The sequence below is a fragment of the Cloacibacterium normanense genome (assembly GCF_002943105.1).
Classification (GTDB): Bacteria; Bacteroidota; Bacteroidia; order Flavobacteriales; family Weeksellaceae; genus Cloacibacterium.
The window spans coordinates 44769-60859 of record NZ_PTPZ01000007.1 but is presented as its reverse complement, the minus strand read 5'-3'; the positions used below and the strand labels follow the sequence as shown (position 1 = coordinate 60859).

Sequence of the window (16091 nt, the reverse complement as noted above, 5' to 3'; positions counted from 1 at the left end):
AAAAAATATGAATGTTTAAGAAACATTTTTGCATTTTTTGCGTCTAATAGAAAAAAATTAATTCAATATGATTAGAAAGCTTACTTTGGCATTTGCTGCAGTATTAGTTTCTGTAGTTGCTTTTGCCCAAAACCAGTTTCAGTGGAAAGAAGCTTCGAGTGGCGGTTACACCTATAAATATGTAACCAATGACCCTACGAAGGCTCGTTTTTACACTTTGAAGAATGGTTTAACTGTTATTTTAAGTCCTACGAATAAGGATCCTAGAATCCAAGCGTATGTTGCCATCAAAGCAGGAAGTAAAACAGATCCTGCAACCAATACTGGTTTGGCGCATTATTTAGAGCACATGTTATTTAAAGGAACTGATAAATATGGTTCACTAGATTGGTCTAAAGAAAAAGTAGAATTAGAAAAAATTGACGCATTATACGAACAGTATAATTCAACTAAAGATGAAGTTCAAAGAAAAGCCATCTATAAAAAAATAGATTCTGTTTCTGGAGTTGCTGCAAAATATGCTATTGCAAACGAGTATGACAAAATGATGTCTGCAATGGGCGCTCAAGGAACCAATGCTTTCACCAGTTTTGAACAAACCGTTTATACAGATGACGTTCCTAGTGCTTCTTTAGATAAATATTTAGCAGTACAAGCAGAAAGATTCAGAAATCCAGTTTTGAGAATTTTCCATACTGAATTAGAAGCGGTTTACGAAGAAAAAAATAGAACGCTGGATAATGACGGAAGAAAAGTTTCTGAAACTTTATTCTCTAATCTTTTCCAAAAGCATAACTACGGTTTACAAACCACCATTGGTACAGTAGAACACCTTAAAAATCCTTCGTTAATAGAAATCAGAAAGTATTTTAATAAATATTACGTTCCTAATAACATGGGAATTATCCTTTCGGGTGACTTCAATCCAGATGAGGTAATTGCAAAAGTGGACAAAGCGTTTTCTTACATGCAACCAAAACCATTTGATAAATACACTTTCCAACCAGAAGATGCGATTACAGCTCCAATTGTAAAAGAAATTGTAGGTCCAGATGCAGAAAATTTAACCATCGGTTACAGATTACCTGGAAATAAAGATAAAGATGCTTTGTTAGCTGACTTAGTTGGTCAAATTTTAACCAACGGAAGAGCGGGTTTATTAGACTTGAACTTGGTTAAAAAACAAAAATTATTGAGAGCTTCAGCTTTCACTTATTCATTAATTGATTACGGAATCTTATATCTTTCTGCTGCGCCAACTTCTGGTCAAAGTTTAGAAGATGTAAAAGCTTTAGTATTGAATGAAATCGAAAACCTTAAAAAAGGAAATTTTGATGACCAACTTATCACTTCTATCATCAATAACATCAAGAAAAACAAAATCTACGAAACCGAAAAATACGGTGATAGAGCTAGTGTTTTGATGGATGCTTTCACTTCAGAACTAGATTGGAGAGACCAAGTTGCGTATGTAAATGATTTGTCTAAAATCAAAAAAGAAGACATCGTAGCTTTTGCAAATAAATATTTTGGTGACAATTATGTAGCTGTTTTGAAAAGAAAAGGAGAATCTCCAGCGACTGTAAAAATTGAAAAACCATCAATTACACCAGTAGAAACCAATCCAGATAAGCAATCGGCATTTGTGAAAACAATAAATGAAATGCCTGCAACTGCTGCGAAACCAGTTTTCTTAGATTACAAAAAAGATATTCAGAAATCTAAATTAGGAAAAGCAGAAGTACTTTACGTTCCGAATAAAGACAATGATATTTTCAGATTAAGCTACCGTTACAAAATCGGTTCTTTGAATGATAAAAAACAAGGTTTAGCTTCTCAATACATTCAGTTTTTAGGAACTGATAAAATGACTGCCGAAGAAATTTCTAAAGCATTCTACAAAATTGCATGTAGTTTTAATGTTTCTACAGGAGAAGAGTACACTACGGTAAATATTGAAGGTTTACAAGAAAACTTCGAAAATGCAGTGAAATTGTACGAAGAAGTGGTAAAAAATGTAAAAGCAGATGACAAAGCTTTGGCAGCACTTAAAGCAAGACTAAATAAAGCCAGAAAAGATGCAAAAGCAAATAAAGGTGCTATTTTACAAGGTTTAACAAGTTATGCGCTTTATGGTTCAGAAAATAAATTCAACAATGTTTTGACCAATGAAGAACTGAATGCGGTAACTGCTCAAGAATTAGTAGACAGAATTAAAAACCTGAATAATTATGAGCAAACAGTAATTTATTACGGACCAACTCCTGTTTATAACGTTGTTTCTCAGTTGAAAACATTTCACCAAGTTCCTGCAAATTTTGCAGTAGCAACTCCAGCAAAAACTTTCAAACAAGAAGTTCCTACTAAAAATCAAGTGCTTTTTGCAGATTATGATATGGTTCAGGCAGAAACGAGATGGATTAGAAATACAGAAACTTACAACCCAGAAAAAACGACGATGGTTAATGTGTTCAATAACTATTTCGGTGGAGGTATGGGAAGCTTAGTATTCCAAACGATTAGAGAAAGTAAAGCTTTGGCTTACAGTACTTACGGATATTATGTGCAGCCACAGAAAAAAGACCAAGATTACTATTTATTAGGTTATGTAGGTTCTCAAGCAGATAAATTTAATGATGCTACGGTTGCTATGAATGAATTGCTAACCAAAATGCCAGAATTGCCTAAAAATTTAGAATTGGCTAAAAATCAAGTGAAAAAAGATATTCAGACAGAGAGAATTACTCAAGATGGTATCATTTACAATTATTTGAATGCTAAAAATTTAGGTCTAAATGATGACATTAGAAAGAAAATGTATGAAACGGTAGATAAAATTACGATGGCAGATGTTAAGAAATTCCACCAGAATTATTTCTCAGGAAAACCTTACAAGTATGCAATTGTAGCTTCAGAAAAAAGAGTTTCTATGGACGATATGAAAAAACTTGGAGAAGTGAAAAAACTTTCTTTAGAAGAAATTTTTGGATACTAGAAATTTTTTAAAATATTTTAAAAAAAAGACCGCAATTTTGCGGTCTTTTTTTGTGAATCATCTTCTTTACATAACAGATTTTTTTCACGGAATTTTATAAATGCTTACTTTTAAGCATTAATTTTAAACAAGATTTATTATGAATATGTATACTCAACCTATGCTTCAAGAGAACGCATTAAAAGATAAAGTAGCCATCGTTACTGGTGGTGGAAGTGGTTTAGGAAAAGCCATGACTAAATATTTTCTTCAATTAGGAGCCAAAGTAGTAATTACTTCTAGAAATTTAGGAAAATTACAAGGAACTGCCGCAGAATTAGAAGCAGAAACAGGCGGAAAAGTACTTTGTGTTTCTTGCGATGTAAGAAATTGGGACGAAGTAGAAGCTATGAAAGAAACTGCGATTAAAGAATTTGGTAGAATAGATATTTTGCTCAATAATGCTGCGGGAAATTTTATTTCACCCACCGAAAGATTGACGCATTCTGCTTTTGATTCTATTTTGGATATTGTTTTGAAAGGAACCAAAAACTGTACACTTTCTGTAGGAAAATATTGGATAGACAATAAAATTCCGGGAACTGTGCTTAATATTGTTACCACTTATTCTTGGACAGGTTCTGCTTATGTAGTTCCTTCAGCTTGTGCAAAAGCAGGAGTTTTAGCGATGACGAGAAGTTTAGCTGTAGAGTGGGCGAAATATAATATCCGTTTTAATGCAATTGCACCGGGTCCATTCCCTACAAAAGGAGCTTGGGAAAGATTATTGCCAGGAGATTTAGCCGAAAAATTTGATATGAGAAAAAAAGTACCATTGAGAAGAGTAGGAGAACATCAAGAATTGGCAAACTTAGCGGCGTATTTGGTTTCTGATTATTCAGCGTACATTAACGGAGAAGTTGTAACCATCGATGGTGGAGAATGGTTGCAAGGTGCTGGAGAATTTAATATGCTAGAACAAATTCCACAAGAAATGTGGGATATGCTGGAAATGATGATAAAAGCAAAAAAGAAATCATAAAAATCAACTTTTTAATCCCGAAATTTATTTTCGGGATTTTTAATTTTAAATCCCTAATTTTATCCTTCCAAAAAATTGAGGTTTTGTGAAAAAAAAATACTTTAAATTCCTTTTATTTCTAATTCTTTGTTTTTCAGTAAGGGTAATTTCTCAAACATGTGGAGGTTCGTTCGGAGCTCCAATTTTCGTAGAAGATTTTGGGAGGGTAAATAATTCTTATCAGACGGTTTCTCCAGCGTTGGTTTCTCCAGCATTTACCAATTATATTTATTCATCAGTAATGCCACCCAATGATGGTTATTATACAATTTCAAATACTACGGAATATTTACCTTGGAGTTGGCAAAAATCATTAGATCATACCAATGATCCGTCTGGAACTTATGGAAATATGTTGGTGGTAAATGCAGATTACACGCCTGGTGAATTTTACAGAAGAAGAGTTTCTAATTTGTGTTCCAATCAAATTTATAGATTTTCTGCATGGATTTTAAACATCCATAGAGCGGGAAGTAATATGATAAAGCCTAATGTAACTTTTCAAATTAGAAGTACTTCTGGAGTTATTTTAGGCTCTGTTTCTACGGGAGATTTGCCTCAAGAAGTAGGCGAAGTTTGGAAGAATTACTATTTAGATTTTAAATCAGACCCTTCTTCCTCTGATGTAGATGTAGTTTTAATTAATAATGCTCCTGGAGGAAACGGAAATGACTTGGCGATAGATGATATTAGTTTTTCACCCTGTGGTCCATCTACATCTATCACTGCTACTTTAGGAAATCTTTTCACTACTGGAGTTTGTGATAATTCACAGAGTTTTATTCTAACTGCGCAAATGAGTTCTAATACTTTTCAAAATGTAAATTTCATTTGGCAAAAAAGTACAGATGGCGGAAATACCTGGTCGAATTTAACTGGCGCAACAAGTAATCCTAATATTACCATTCCGGCAGGGAGTTATCAGAATAATGACCAATTCAGATTTATTGTAGGTGAATCTACTAATATAAATTTGACTTCTTGTAGGGTAATGTCTGGTGTTTATACGGTTAAAATGAATGGATATCCAAACGCACCAAGCAATGGAAGTTTTATTTTTTGTAAAAATTCTACCGCAACCTTCACTATTCCAGAAAATAATATACTCTGGTATACTTCTGCAACAGGAGGAATAGGAAGTGTAAATACTCCAATTATTGATACTTCCGTAGTTGGAAGTAAAGATTTTTGGATTACACAAACGGTAAATGGTTGTGAAAGCGCAAGAGCGAAAATTACATTTAATATTCTTGATAATCCATCGGTTCCTATCGTTTCAAATTATGAATTTTGTCAAAATTCCACTGCCTCATCTTTGTCAGCAGTAGGTACTAATTTGAAATGGTATACTAGTTTAACAGGAGGTACTGGAGATTCAGTCGCTCCAATTCCTAATACTTCAATTGCTGGAGATTTTTCTTTTTGGGTTACACAAACGGTAAATGGTTGTGAAAGTGAAAGGGCAGAAGTAAAAGTTAAAATTCTACAAGCTCCATTTTCCACTGTTTTAAAAGATGATTCTATTTGTGATGGTGAAACGCTAGTGTTAGATGTGGGAGAGGGTTTTATTGCTGAATGGCAAACCGTTCCTCCTGTATTGAGTAGAACCTTTCCAATTTCAAGTCCAGGTCAATATTCTGTGAAACTTATAGATGGGAATGGCTGTGTAGCTATTCAGACAGTTGAAGTAACTCCTGGTATTACTCCGATAATCACTCAAGTGAAAAGTGGGGAGGATTTTCTAGAAATTTTAGCGGAAAATGGGAATCCACCATATTTATATTCTTTAGACAATGTAAATTGGCAAACTTCAAATATTTTTAAAAATTTGTCCGCTGGAATTTATCAGATTTATGTGAAATCTCAAACCAATAGTTGTACAGCGGTTGCTACTTCAGCGGTGCTTTTTATTCCAAATGCTTTTACACCGAATCAAGATGGTTATAATGATGTGTGGAGGGTTTCTAATATTGAGTTTTTCTCTAAAGTGAAACTTAAAATTTTTGATAAATTCGGTACTCAAGTTTTCACGGCTGAAGATGTTTCTAAATTCTATTGGGGCGGTTTATATAACGGTAGACTATTGCCTTCGGGAACTTATTGGTATGTAATGGAAATTGATGGACATTATACCAGAACGGGCTGGATACTTCTTAAAAATAAATAAAACAAAAAGCCGAATCATTTCGATTCGGCTTTTATATTCAATATAAAATTTTATAAATTTCTTAATCCTGCTCTAGCTCCACCTGCAGCTACTACAGCTTGCATTCTGTCTTTTTGACCAGCAGAGAACATATACATTGCAGCATCATCTACATAATCCATGTAGTTCATGAACATTACAGATCTTTGTACACCACCACAAGTGTTGTATAATGGATAAGCTGGTTTGCCATAATTAGCGCCTGTTTGAGTAGGGGTGTCTGCTACGAAATCGTTTCCACAAGTTGCATCTCCCCAAATGTGACGAAGATTTAAGTAGTGACCTACTTCGTGAGTCGCAGTTCTACCTAAGTTATAAGGAGCAGAAGCGCCAGTTACACCTACGAATGGAGCAGCTAATACTACACCATCATTCCATAAACCAGCAGATTCTGGGAATGTAGCGTATCCTAAGATTGAAGACATGTCACCAACTACCCAAATGTTGAAGTATTGAGTAGGATCTGTAGCATCAATTCCTTTAGGAGAAGATTTTTTCATAGCATCGTTAGTTCTCCAAGATCTTACAGTAGTTGATTTTCTTACAGTTTTTACTAATCTAAATCTTACTTTAGTATCACCAGCTGCTACTGTAGAGAATTCCGAAGGGATTTTAGATGCATCCGCATTAGTTCCAGCGTAGTCTGCATTTAAAACAGCAATTTGTTCGGCGATTCTTGCATCTGAAATATTTTCAGCGCTTGTTCTGTATAATACATTGAATACAACAGGGATTTCTACAGTTCCATCAGCTAATACTCTTCCTAATTTTTTAGCTTGAATGAATCTTTCAGTTCCTGCTTCAATTGCAGCAAATCTTGCTCTTGCTTTTGCGTCATTTTTAAGTAGTTCTGCTCTGATTTCTTCAGACGGACAAGATTTTCTAGATGCAGTTGCTGTTTTTGCGGCACTGTCTGTTAAGTTTGCAGTTTCCTCAGTTGTGTTACAAGCGGCTAACATTCCGAGTGCTATAACACCGAATAATAATTTCTTCATAAAAATAGATTTTAATTAACAATGTGAATATATAAAGTTGTAAATTATATTGAAATATTTTTTTTTAATTTTTTTTAAATTATACTTGTTTTATATTTAATATTTTAGATTTTTAATTGTTAATTAACTATCTAGAAGTTTATTATGTTTGTTTATTTGTTAAATATTTTTTTTTATTTATTTTTGATGATATTTTATTTTATAGTGTTTTTTTTAGTTTTTAAATTTGATTTTAATCTGATAGGTTGATAATTTGTTAAAAATAGAAAAATCCGCCTGAAAAATTCCAGACGGATCTCCTATGAAAAACTTAAATAGTTAGTTATATATGAAAAATATGAATGTTATATTTCAACTGGTCGAAAAACCAGTCCGCTCTCTTCGAAATAATCTAAAGTGATTCTGTCTCCATCATTTATCTTTCCTGCGAGAATTTCTTTAGATAATCTGTTCAGAACTTCTTGTTGAAGCACTCTTTTTAATGGTCTAGCTCCAAATGTAGGGTCGTAACCTTTGTTAGTTAGATATTTTAAAGCATCTTCGGTAGCAGTTAAGATGATGTTTCTCTTTTCTAGCATTTGATTAAATCCTCTTAATTGGAAATTTACGATTTTACCAATTTCTGATTTGCTTAACGGTTGGAAAAGCACCACTTCATCTATTCTGTTTAAAAATTCCGGACGAAGAGATTGTTTCAATAATCCGAAAACTTCTTCTTTGGTTGCTTCTAAAGTTTCAAAATCGATATTGTCATCTTTGTCACGCTGTGCAGCGTCAAAACGTTCCTGAATAATATGCGAACCGAGGTTGGAAGTCATGATAATGATGGAATTTTTAAAATTCACTACTCTTCCTTTGTTATCGGTTAATCTTCCATCGTCTAAAACTTGTAAAAGCGTGTTGAAAACATCTGGATGCGCTTTTTCTATCTCGTCCAAAAGCACTACAGAATATGGTCTTCTTCTCACTGCTTCGGTTAATTGTCCGCCTTCATCATAACCTACATAGCCTGGAGGTGCACCAACTAATCTAGAAACTGAGTGTCTTTCTTGGTATTCACTCATGTCTATTCTGGTCATGTTGTTCTCGTCATCGAATAGAAACTCAGCCAAAGCTTTTGCTAATTCAGTTTTACCAACTCCAGTGGTTCCAAGGAATAGGAAACTTCCGATTGGTTTTTTCTCGTCATTTAATCCAGCTCTATTTCTTCTAATTGCGTCTGAAACAGCAGAAATCGCGTCTTCTTGACCTACCACTCTGTGGTGGAGTTCGGTTTCTAGATTTAATAATTTTTCTCTTTCAGATTGAAGCAGTTTGGTAACTGGGATTCCAGTCCATTTTGCAATGACTTCTGAAATATTTTCAGCGGTAACTTCTTCTTTGATCAGCTCATTCTGATGATTTTGCATTTCGAGTTCTAATTTTTTCAAATCTTCCTCTTTTTCACGTAATTTTCCGTATTGAATTTCTGCAACTTTAGCATAATCACCAACTCTGGAAGCTCTTTCTGCTTCTAATTTCAGAGATTCTATTTCTTTTTTAATGGCGGTTAAATCTTCAGATTTTTGCTTTTCGCCAAGCCATTTTGCGTGGATTTCGTTTCTTTGTTCCTGAATTTTCGCAATATCTTCTTTTAGGTGATTGATTTTCAATTCATTTTTTTCTCTAGAAATTGCGGCGAGTTCTATTTCTAACTGCATTAATTTTCTGTCGAGAACATCTAATTCTTCAGGTTTAGAATTGATTTCCATTCTTAGTTTTGCTGAAGCTTCATCAATCAAGTCGATGGCTTTATCTGGTAAAAATCTGTCTGAAATATATCTTTGAGACATTTCTACGGCCGCAATGATGGCTTCGTCTTTTATTCTTACTTTATGGTGCGCTTCGTACTTATCTTTAATCCCTCTCAAGATAGAAATCGCAGATTCTGTGTCTGGTTCTTCTACCATTACTTTTTGGAAACGTCTTTCTAAAGCTTTGTCTTTTTCAAAATATTTTTGATATTCGTTTAGTGTAGTTGCACCTACTGCTCTAAGTTCTCCTCTTGCCAATGCAGGTTTCAAAATATTAGCAGCGTCCATTGCGCCTTCTCCACCACCAGCTCCTACTAAAGTGTGAATTTCATCGATGAAGAGAATGATTTGTCCATCACTTTTGATAACTTCATTCACTACAGATTTCAAACGCTCCTCGAATTCACCTTTGTATTTTGCTCCAGCAATTAATGCGCCCATATCTAGTGAATAAATGGTTTTGTCCATCAGGTTTTCTGGAACGTCACCTGAAATAATTCTGTGAGCAATTCCTTCTGCAATTGCGGTTTTACCTACGCCAGGTTCACCAATGAGAATCGGGTTGTTTTTGGTTCTTCTTGATAAAATTTGTAAAACTCTTCTTATTTCTTCATCTCTGCCAATTACAGGATCTAGTTTTCCTTCTGCAGCGAGTTCGTTGAAGTTTTTAGCATATTTATTTAAACTTTGATAAGTTTCTTCTGAACTTGCCGAAGTTGCTTTGCTTCCTTTTCTCAATTCTTTGATGGCTGCTTCTAATGAATTTTTAGTCACTCCAAAATCTTTTAAAATTTTAGAAACTTCAGAATTTACCTCTAAAAGTGAAAGCCAAAGATGCTCAATGGTTACATATTCATCGCCCATTTTTTTGGCAACATTCGGTGCGTCTAAAAGAATTTTGTTCGCTGATTGAGAAAGGTAAATGTTTCCACCTTCTACTTTTGAAAGTTTTTCTAAGGCTTCACGGTTTTTTTCTCTAATAAGATTAAGGTCTGCTTCTGATTTTTTCATCAAGAATGCAGAAATATTTTCATCTACTTGAAGAATTCCTTCTAATAAATGTTGAGGTTCAATGCTTTGATGGCCAAAATCAAGCGCGATTTGTTGTGCTTTTTGAATGGCTTCTTGTGATTTTGTGGTATATTGGTTTAAGTTCATATTAATGGTTTTGATTGGTATGCTTCAAAATGTATTCTAAAGTTATTTTTAGGTCAAAATTTCCTGATTTTTGTAATTTCTTAGGTTTTTTAAAGACAAAATTTCTGGATTTTAAAAAATAAATAGATGAGGAAATGACATGATTGCTTGTATATCTTTCGAGGTTTGATAAATAAAATTCATAATTTTTATTTGTTTTATTATATAATGTTAATTTTTTTAGAAAATTTATATTGTATATTTGTTAAAAGCACAAATACAAATGAAGAATCTCACTCCGAGACAACAAGAAATACTTAATGTAGCTCTTGAATTGTTCTATAAAAGAGGTTTTGCAGATACCTCTATGAGAGACATAGCAGAAGTGATGAATGTAAAAGCTGCATCACTTTATGCACACATTAAATCTAAAGAAGAAATTATGGAGTGGATTAGTAATGATGTGTCAAATAGATTTATGCAGAGAAATGATGATCTCAAAAATCCTAGCCTATCTGCTTTTGAAAAAGTTAGAATCTTAGTCATCAATCATCTTACCGCAATGTATAATGATGTAAAAATGTTTGATGTTTTTTTTACAAATATTTATAGATTAAAAGTTGATTTTAAAGATCAACAGAAATATTTTCAAAAGATTAATGATTATAAAGACCTTGCAGAAGAAGTCATCAAAGAATATTTGCTTTCTTTGGGTTTAAAAGATGACGAAAATTTAATGTTGACCACCAAGTTTTCCCTCAATGTACTGAATAACGTTTACCGATACATTCCCGAAGAAAATTTTGATCTAGAAAAGCATATTCGTTTTCTTCAAAATGTTTTACTCTATGGCGTGATTGGTAAAAAATAAATTTATCTTTTATTTTTCGCATAAAATATTATATTTGTTGACATCGGGTTACTTCCGAAGAAATGAATTGATATGAACCATTTTTATACATTAAAAGTAGCTAAAATTCAGAAGGTTACAGATGAGGCAGTGAGAATTACCTTCGAAATACCTTCTTCTATACAAGATAAATTTAAATTTAAACAAGGGCAATATCTTAACCTCAAGTTTAATTTCGGGGAAGAAGAGTTTCGCCGTTCTTATTCTATCATAGATGCACCTTCAGAAAATTCTCAAACGCTTTCCATTTTAGTTAAACAGATGGAAAATGGCACTATTTCTACCTATCTTAATCAAAATCTTAAAGAAAATGATGAGGTAGAAGTGCAACAACCTATGGGAAATTTCTGTACCAATTATCACGCATCTAATCATAAAAATTATGTAGGAATAGCAGCAGGAAGCGGTATTTCTCCGGTTTTGTCTAATCTCAAAGAAGCATTGTTTCAAGAGCCAAATGCTAAAGTTTTATTGTTTTTTGGCAATAAAAATTCTCAAAATATTTTACTCAAAGAAGAATTAGATGCTTTGAAAGAGAGATTTCCAGAGCGATTTCAGGTGACACATGTTTTGAGTAGAGAACCACAAGAAGATGCTCTTTTTGAAGGAAGAATCACCACTGAAAAGTTAGGTCAACTTTTAGATAAAAATTCAGAAATAAAACCAGAAGATTCTACGTTTTTTATTTGTGGACCAACCGAAATGATTAAGTCCACTTCGGATTTTCTGAAAAAAGAAAGAAAAGTTCCAGCATTGCAGGTTTTATATGAATATTTCTCCGCTCCAGATGATGAAGATAATGCAGAAATGAGCGAAGAATTCAAGAAAATACCCAACTTAGAAAGTTTCGTGACGTTAATTATAGATGATGATGAATATTCTATTCATCTCAATTCTAAAAAAGAAAGTATTTTAGATAAAGCATTGAAAGAAAACTTTCCAGTTCCGTTTGCTTGTAAAGGCGGTGTTTGTTGCACCTGCAAAGCTCAAGTGATGGAAGGTGAGGTTTTTATGGAAAAAAACTTTGCGCTTACCGAAGACGAAGTCGCAAGAGGTTTTGTGTTAACTTGTCAGTGTCATCCTACTACCAATATTGTGATGCTGAACTATGATGTATAATTCATTCTAAAAAATTAAAAAAATGGTCAATTGGAAATTCGCAAAAGCCATCGATGAAAACGAAGAGTTTAAAATAAATGGCACAAATATTTGGAACCATTATTGGCATTGTGTCAACAAAAAAGTAGAAGTAAAAGGACCTTATGAAGGACAAGTTTACTTTTTCAAAGAGTATGAAATTACTAACGGAGACCAAAAAATAAACTTCGTGGCAGGAGAATTTGTAAATTCTAAAGTAGGGATTTATATAAAAGACGATTTAAGCGACGGAAAATTATGATTTGGCTTATCGCTGTCTGCTTTCTGCAATCAGCTGAAAAGAGCTCATAATCAAAAAAATATTGTATTAAAAAATTTAAAAAATGCTGAAAGCAGATTGCCGAAAGCTGAAAGCAAAAATATGAATACAGAAAAATTTTTACAATACGTTCAAGCCGAAAATAAGGTAGAACCCAAAGATATGATGCCAGAAGATTACAGAAAACTTCTGGTAAGACAGATTTCACAGCATGCTCATTCTGAAGTAGTGGGAATGTTGCCAGAAGCCAATTGGATTACCAGAGCGCCAAGTTTGAGAAGAAAAATTGCACTTTTGGCAAAAATTCAAGACGAAGCAGGTCACGGTTTGTATTTATATGCCGCTACAGAAACGCTGAACAACGGAGAAATAGCCGCAGATAGAGATTCTACCTATAATGATATGCTTTCTGGAAAAGCCAAATATTCTAGTATTTTTAATTATCCAGCGTTAAGTTGGGCAGATATTGGAGCGATTGGCTGGTTGGTAGACGGAGCTGCGATTATGAATCAAGTAATGTTGATGGGAAATTCTTACGGCCCTTATTCCAGAGCGATGCTCAGAATTTGTAAAGAAGAATCTTTTCACCAAAGACAAGGCTACGAAATCCTGATGACGCTTTGCCGTGGAACCAAAGAACAGAAACAACTGGCTCAAGATGCTTTAAACAGATTCTGGTGGCCAGCTTTGATGATGTTTGGACCGAATGATGACGCCTCTCCTAATTCTCAAAAATCAATGAATTACCGAGTGAAAAGAGAAAGTAATGATTCTCTTCGCCAAAGATTTGTAGATGTTACCGTTCCTCAAGCAGAATTTTTAGGGCTGAAAGTTCCAGATAAAAATTTAAAATGGAACGAAGAAACAGGACATTATGATTTTGGCGATTTACCTTGGGATGAATTTAATGAAATCTTAAAAGGAAACGGACCGTGCAATAAAAAACGCCTTGAAACCAAAAGAAAAGCACAAGCAGAAAACGCTTGGGTAAAAGAAGCTGCAATTGCGTATGCATCTAAAGTTAAAGAATTAACAAAATAATTATAAAAGTCAGTTTCGTAGAATCGACAAATTTTCTAAAGTTGAAATTTATTTCAACGAAAAAATAAAATCGTTCCATAGGAACGAAATATGTGTAGAAAAAAACAACCACCCAAAAACGGCTCCATAGGAGCCGAACGTTAAAAATGAATTTTATTTTTAAAATATTTATAATTTTTCTATCTATTTCTTTAAATGCTCAACAAAGAAGAAGTGCAGATTATTATGCACAAATTCCTGAAAAAATTGAGAATGAACAAGAAATTAGAATTTATAAAGATTTTTCTTTGACTAATGGAGGTAAGGTTTTTAGAATTTATTTTAAGAATAATAAATGTAATGCTGAATTAATTAGTTGGTTTTTTCCTCAAACAAGATCAGATGAATACAATAGTGAAAGTCCAGAAGTAACCAAATTTCAATGTTCAGATAAGACATTTATGAATTTTGAAATTAGAAATATTCAATACTTACCAAAAGAAAATTACTTTAATTACAAAAGAGAGAAAAAAACTGTAGTTTTAAATGATGAAACCAAAGAATATGATATAGAAATTAGTCATACAGAAGTAATGGATGGAGTTGGATATAATGTAATGTACAGGAATGGTAATGTTTTTAATCAATTTTTTTACTCTAATCCCCAAACCTACTCAGAACATTATCCCGAAATTGATGAATTACAAAACTTCATGGAAATTTTAAAATACATTGAATCAGAGTTTAAAATAAAATTTTAAAAAATCTAAAATCTAAAATTTATAATTTAAAATAATGAATAACCTTGATATGTGGGAAGTTTTTATCCAAACCAAACCAGGACTTTCTCATAAACACGCAGGAACGGTTCAAGCGCCAACTGCAGAACTGGCACTTCAAAACGCTAGAGACGTTTATACAAGACGCGGAGAAGGAACTTCTATTTGGGTAGTTCCCAGCAAATATGTGGTAACAAGCGAAGGAATAGACAAAGAAGCTTTCTTTGATCCTGCAGATGATAAACTCTATCGTCATCCTACTTTTTACCAAATTCCTAATGATGTGAAAAACATGTAAGAATGCTTTCAGCAATCAGCAATCGGCAATCAGCAATTTTTGGCTGCCGAAAGCAGATAGCCGAAAGCCGAAAGCCAAAATTATGAAAAACTACCTCCTAAAACTCGCAGATGATTCCCTAATTATGGGCCAAAGATTGGCAGAATGGTGCGGAAAAGGTCCGTACTTGGAAGAAGATATTGCAATAATTAACATCGCTCTTGATCAATTAGGTCAAGCCAATAATTTCTACAATTTAGCGGCAAATTTATTTAATGACGGCAGAACTGCAGATGATTTTGCCATGCTTCGTGTAGAAAAAGAATATCTCAATGCACAATTGCTAGAATTACCAAACGGAGATTATGCTAATACCATTATGAAGGCTTATTTCTTTGCGGTTTACCAAAATTTATTGTACGAAAATTTAAGCAATTCTGCAGATGAAGAACTGAGAGCCATTGCTCAAAAATCTCTGAAAGAAGTAAAATATCACTATACTCATACCGAAACTTGGATGCGTATTTTTGCTCAAGGAACTGAAGAAAGTCGAAAAAGAATAGAAGCGGCTCTCGAAAATCTTTGGGAATACACAGGTGGACTTTTTGATGAAGTAGAAGAAGAGGAAAATTTAGTAGCACTGAATTTAATTCCTGCGTCTAAACAACTTCATGAAGAATGGAAAGCTAAAATCGCAGAAGATTTTGCCAAATTTGGTTTAGAAGTTCCTGCTTCAGAATTTATGCAAAAAGGCAGCAGAAAAGGAATTCACACCGAATATTTTGGATATATTTTGTGCGAATTGCAGTACATGCAAAGAACCTATCCAAATTGTGTTTGGTAGAAAGTTGGAAGTCTGAAGTCAGAAGCTGGAAGTTTTTTAACATACTGTCATTCTGAATGAAACGAAGTGAAATGGAAAATCTATTTTCGATAAAATAAAATAAATCTTTGCGCTCTTTGCGTTAAAAAACAATGCAGAATCTTTTAGAAAAACTCACTCAGATTCCAGACCCTGAAATTCCAGTGATTAACATCGTGGAACTCGGGATTGTTCGTGATGCAAAAATGATTTCTGAAACAGAAGCAGAAATCATCATTACGCCTACTTATTCTGCGTGTCCCGCTATGTTTAATATCGAAGAAGATATTATCAAACTATTTAAAGAGAAAGGAATTTCTGCAAAAGTAATTACCAAAATGTTTCCGATTTGGACTACAGATTGGATGACCGATGAAGCCAGAGAAAAACTAAAAGCTTACGGAATTGTTCCACCAGAAAAAGGAGCAGAGGAAAATCATCTTCACATTCCCAAAAAATGTCCGAGGTGTGGCAGTGAAAACACTACGCAAATCAGCAGATTTGGTTCCACACTTTGCAAAGCCAGTTATCAGTGCCAAGATTGTTTAGAACCTTTTGATTATTTTAAATGTCATTAGCGTAAAATTGTGGAACTGTAAAGTTGCAAAATCGCAGAACTAAAAAAATCACATAAAAACAT

13 protein-coding genes are annotated in these 16091 nt (G+C 33.6%); 11 read left to right on the top strand and 2 right to left on the bottom strand.

What is annotated here, in order from left to right; translation table 11 throughout:
* Positions 1-67 precede the first annotated feature (67 nt).
* The 3 genes from C3729_RS10775 to C3729_RS10765 all read left to right on the top strand — a co-directional run bounded on the left by C3729_RS10775 (position 68) and on the right by C3729_RS10765 (position 6222).
* Positions 68-2995 (top strand): M16 family metallopeptidase, encoded by a 2928-nt coding sequence (locus C3729_RS10775; protein ID WP_104794152.1) that lies wholly within the window; start codon positions 68-70, stop codon positions 2993-2995.
* 139 nt (positions 2996-3134) lie between these two features.
* The gene (locus tag C3729_RS10770; RefSeq protein ID WP_104794151.1) at positions 3135-4016 is read left to right on the top strand and encodes an SDR family oxidoreductase; all 882 of its coding nucleotides are present in this window, start codon (positions 3135-3137) and stop codon (positions 4014-4016) included.
* 85 nt (positions 4017-4101) lie between these two features.
* On the top strand, positions 4102-6222 hold the full coding sequence (locus C3729_RS10765) for a T9SS type B sorting domain-containing protein (protein ID WP_104794150.1): 2121 nt from the start codon (positions 4102-4104) through the stop codon (positions 6220-6222).
* Between the two features lie 50 nt (positions 6223-6272).
* Here C3729_RS10765 and C3729_RS10760 read toward each other — a convergent pair whose 3' ends face one another.
* Both C3729_RS10760 and clpB read right to left on the bottom strand, forming a co-directional pair.
* A complete protein-coding gene (locus tag C3729_RS10760; protein ID WP_104794149.1) occupies positions 6273-7256 on the bottom strand; it encodes a zinc metalloprotease in 984 nt (327 codons plus the stop codon).
* A 344-nt stretch (positions 7257-7600) separates the two neighbouring features.
* Positions 7601-10207 carry an ATP-dependent chaperone ClpB gene (gene clpB / locus C3729_RS10755; RefSeq protein WP_104794148.1) on the bottom strand — a complete coding sequence of 869 codons (2607 nt, stop codon included), beginning with the start codon at positions 10205-10207 and terminating at the stop codon, positions 7601-7603.
* Positions 10208-10469: 262 nt separating this feature from the next.
* Here clpB and C3729_RS10750 point away from each other — a divergent pair, with 262 nt between their 5' ends.
* From C3729_RS10750 to paaD, 8 genes are all read left to right on the top strand, one after another.
* A complete protein-coding gene (locus C3729_RS10750; RefSeq protein ID WP_104794147.1) occupies positions 10470-11057 on the top strand; it encodes a TetR/AcrR family transcriptional regulator in 588 nt (195 codons plus the stop codon).
* 72 nt (positions 11058-11129) lie between these two features.
* Positions 11130-12215, top strand: a complete 1086-nt coding sequence (locus C3729_RS10745) for an FAD-binding oxidoreductase (RefSeq protein WP_104794146.1) — start codon at positions 11130-11132, stop codon at positions 12213-12215.
* 22 nt (positions 12216-12237) lie between these two features.
* Complete coding sequence (locus C3729_RS10740; protein ID WP_069800653.1) at positions 12238-12495, top strand: hypothetical protein; 258 nt, start codon at positions 12238-12240, stop codon at positions 12493-12495.
* Between the two features lie 120 nt (positions 12496-12615).
* Positions 12616-13554 (top strand): 1,2-phenylacetyl-CoA epoxidase subunit PaaA, encoded by a 939-nt coding sequence (gene paaA, locus C3729_RS10735; RefSeq protein WP_104794223.1) that lies wholly within the window; start codon positions 12616-12618, stop codon positions 13552-13554.
* 146 nt (positions 13555-13700) lie between these two features.
* Positions 13701-14294 (top strand): hypothetical protein, encoded by a 594-nt coding sequence (locus tag C3729_RS10730; RefSeq protein WP_104794145.1) that lies wholly within the window; start codon positions 13701-13703, stop codon positions 14292-14294.
* A gap of 34 nt (positions 14295-14328) precedes the next feature.
* Positions 14329-14610, top strand: coding sequence for a 1,2-phenylacetyl-CoA epoxidase subunit PaaB (paaB, locus tag C3729_RS10725; protein WP_104794144.1), 282 nt, complete (start codon positions 14329-14331; stop codon positions 14608-14610).
* 82 nt (positions 14611-14692) lie between these two features.
* A complete protein-coding gene (gene paaC, locus C3729_RS10720; RefSeq protein ID WP_411266658.1) occupies positions 14693-15433 on the top strand; it encodes a 1,2-phenylacetyl-CoA epoxidase subunit PaaC in 741 nt (246 codons plus the stop codon).
* 131 nt (positions 15434-15564) lie between these two features.
* Positions 15565-16029, top strand: a complete 465-nt coding sequence (gene paaD / locus C3729_RS10715) for a 1,2-phenylacetyl-CoA epoxidase subunit PaaD (RefSeq protein ID WP_104794142.1) — start codon at positions 15565-15567, stop codon at positions 16027-16029.
* Positions 16030-16091: the final 62 nt, after the last annotated feature.